This is a genomic window from Microbacterium sp. CCH5-D1, from assembly GCF_001557335.1.
In the GTDB taxonomy this organism is placed as follows: Bacteria; Actinomycetota; Actinomycetes; order Actinomycetales; family Microbacteriaceae; genus Microbacterium; species Microbacterium oxydans.
On record NZ_LSJW01000126.1, the window covers coordinates 1 to 2,750 of the forward strand.

Sequence of the window (2,750 nt, forward strand, 5' to 3'; positions counted from 1 at the left end):
CCCTCCGACCCCTCCCGAGGTTCTCATGCTTGTGTTCACGGCGAAGCGGGTGCTGTCCGGCATCCTCCTGCTCGTCGCGGTCTCGATCGGCACCTTCTTCCTGGCGCACCTGGCCATCAGCGACCCGACCGCATCCCTGCTCGGCACCACGGCGAGCCCAGCGCAGCAGGCGGCGTTGGCCGAGAAGATCGGTCTCGACCGTCCGCTCCTCGTGCAGTTCTGGGACTGGCTCTCACACGCCGTGCTGCTCGACTTCGGCGTCTCCTGGCGCAACTTCCAACCGGTGAGCGCGCAGCTCGCGATCAAGGTCCCGGTGACGCTGAGCGTCGTGACCTTCGCGACGCTCATCACCGCGGTCGTCGGCATCGGGTTCGGCATGATCACCGGACTCCGACCCGGCACCTGGTTCGACCGCATCATCAAGGGCATCTCCGTCGTGCTGTTCGCACTCCCGGGATTCTGGGTCAGCCTCGTGCTGGTGATGTGGCTCGCCGTGCAGCTGAAGTGGTTCCCGGCCGTGGGCTACGTGCCCCCGACGCAGTCCGTCGACGGCTGGCTGCGCTCCATCACCCTTCCGGCGATCTCGCTCGCGCTGGGCGGCATCGTCGCGGTGTCGGAGCAGCTGCGCAACGCCGTCATCGCGCAGAGCCGACAGGACTGGGTACGCACTCTCCGCAGCCGAGGACTCTCCGCCGCCCGCGTCAACCTGCACATCCTCCGAAACGCCTCGCCGGCGGCCCTCACCGTGATCGCGCTCATGTTCGTCGGCCTCCTCTCCGGCGCGATCGTGGTCGAGCAGATCTTCAGCCTCCCGGGGCTCGGCCAGCTCACGAACCAGTCATCGCAGAACGGCGACATCCCCATGCTGCTCGGCATCACGGTCGTCTCCGTCGTCTTCGTCGTCCTCATCAACCTCCTGCTCGACCTCGTGCTCGGCTGGATCAATCCGAAGGTGCGCGTCGCATGACCACGACAGACATCAGGGTCGCGTTCGACCGCGCGGCGCAGAAGCGGAGGTCGAGCCTGTTCCGGCGGTTCCTCCGTCACCCCGGCGGGTACATCCCGCTCGCGATCTTCGTGCTCATCGTGCTGGTGGGCGTGTTCGCCCCGCTGCTCGCACCGATGGACCCGAACTTCGTCGACCTGTCCGCTGCGAAGGCCGCACCGGGACCGGAGCATCTGCTCGGTGGCGACTCCACGGGGCGGGACATCCTCAGCCGCCTCATCTACGGCACCCGCACGACGCTGTGGGGCGCGCTCATCACGATCGTCACCGCCCTCGTGATCGGTGTGCCCGCCGGTGTCGCCGCCGGTTATTTCGGGGGAGCGTTCGACCGGGTCTCCACATGGATCAGCGATGCCCTGCAGTCGATCCCCGGCATGATCATCCTGCTCGTCGTGGCTGCAGGGTCTCGCAACAACTTCGAACTGCTGATGGCCACCGTCGGCGTGTTCATGGTGCCCGGCTACTTCCGCATCGCCCGCTCGCAGACGCTCGCCGTGCGCAGCGAGCCCTACATCGACGCCGCGAGGGTCTCCGGACTCTCCGACGGACGGATCATCTTCCGCCACGTGATCAAGGCCGTCTATCCGCCCGTGATCATCCAGACGGCGCTGACCGCCGGTATCGCGATGGGCATGCAGGCAGGCCTCCAGTTCCTCGGCATCGGCGACTCCAACGTCCCGAGCTGGGGAGCCATGATGCTGGAGGGCTTCCGCCTCATGCTCACGTATCCGCTCATGCTGCTGTGGCCGTCGGCGGCCCTCGGGCTCACGATCGCGGTGCTCGCGATCATGGGGTCGACGCTCGCCGAGCTGGTGCAGGTGCGCACGCCACGGGTGTCCCGTCGTCGGAAGGACGTCGCCGTCTCCGCTGCCGGGTCCGCCGCCCTCTCCGGACCGGATTCCCCGTCCGGCACGGTGCAGCACGCCGCGGAGGCCTCGGCTCTGCGCGTGGAGAACCTCCGGGTCGTGCACGCCACACCGAACGGCGAGACCGAGGTGGTGCACGGGGTGACCCTCGACGTCGCGCCCGGCGAGGTCGTCGGCATCGTCGGCGAGTCGGGATCCGGCAAGTCGCAGACGGTCTTCTCGGTGCTCGACCTGCTTCCGGCCACCGGGCGGGCGACCGCCGACGCGATCTGGGTCGGTGGTGTCGACGTCACGCGGGCGACACCCGCGCAGCGCCATGCCCTGCTGGGGCGCTCCATCGGCTACGTGCCGCAGGAGCCGATGAGCAACCTCGACCCCTCGTACACGATCGGCCATCAGCTGGTCGAGCCGCTGCGCCGCACGCATGGGCTCAGCAAGGCTGCGGCGAAGGAGCGCGCCAGGGCGATGCTCGTGCGAGTAGGCCTCACCGACCCCGACCGGGTGATGCGCAGCTACCCCCACCAGGTGTCGGGAGGCATGGCGCAGCGGGTGCTGATCGCGGGGGCTATCGCCGGCAAGCCGTCGCTCCTCGTCGCCGACGAACCGACGACCGCGCTCGACGTCACGGTGCAGGCCGAGGTGCTGGAGCTGCTGCGCGAGCTGCAGGCGGAGTACGGGATGGCGTTGCTCATCGTCACGCACAACTTCGGCGTCGTGGCGGACATCTGCGATCGGGTGATCGTGATGCGCGGCGGCGACATCGTGGAGTCGGGCCCTGTCGACGACCTCTTCGCCGCCCCCGCCGTCGACTACACGCGAGAACTGATCGCCGCGTCGCTCGACGACGCCGAGGGCAGAGCCGAGCTCGACCGCCGCAC

General features: G+C 68.8%; 2 protein-coding genes. Both read left to right on the forward strand.

Features of this window, described 5'->3' with window-relative positions; genetic code table 11:
- Positions 1-967: ABC transporter permease (locus AX744_RS07880; RefSeq protein ID WP_231728762.1), on the forward strand; the 967-nt coding region annotated here is incomplete at its 5' end.
- The coding region (locus AX744_RS07885; RefSeq protein ID WP_061016182.1) for a dipeptide/oligopeptide/nickel ABC transporter permease/ATP-binding protein at positions 964-2,750 on the forward strand (1,787 nt) is incomplete at its 3' end. The genes AX744_RS07880 and AX744_RS07885, both read left to right, overlap by 4 nt.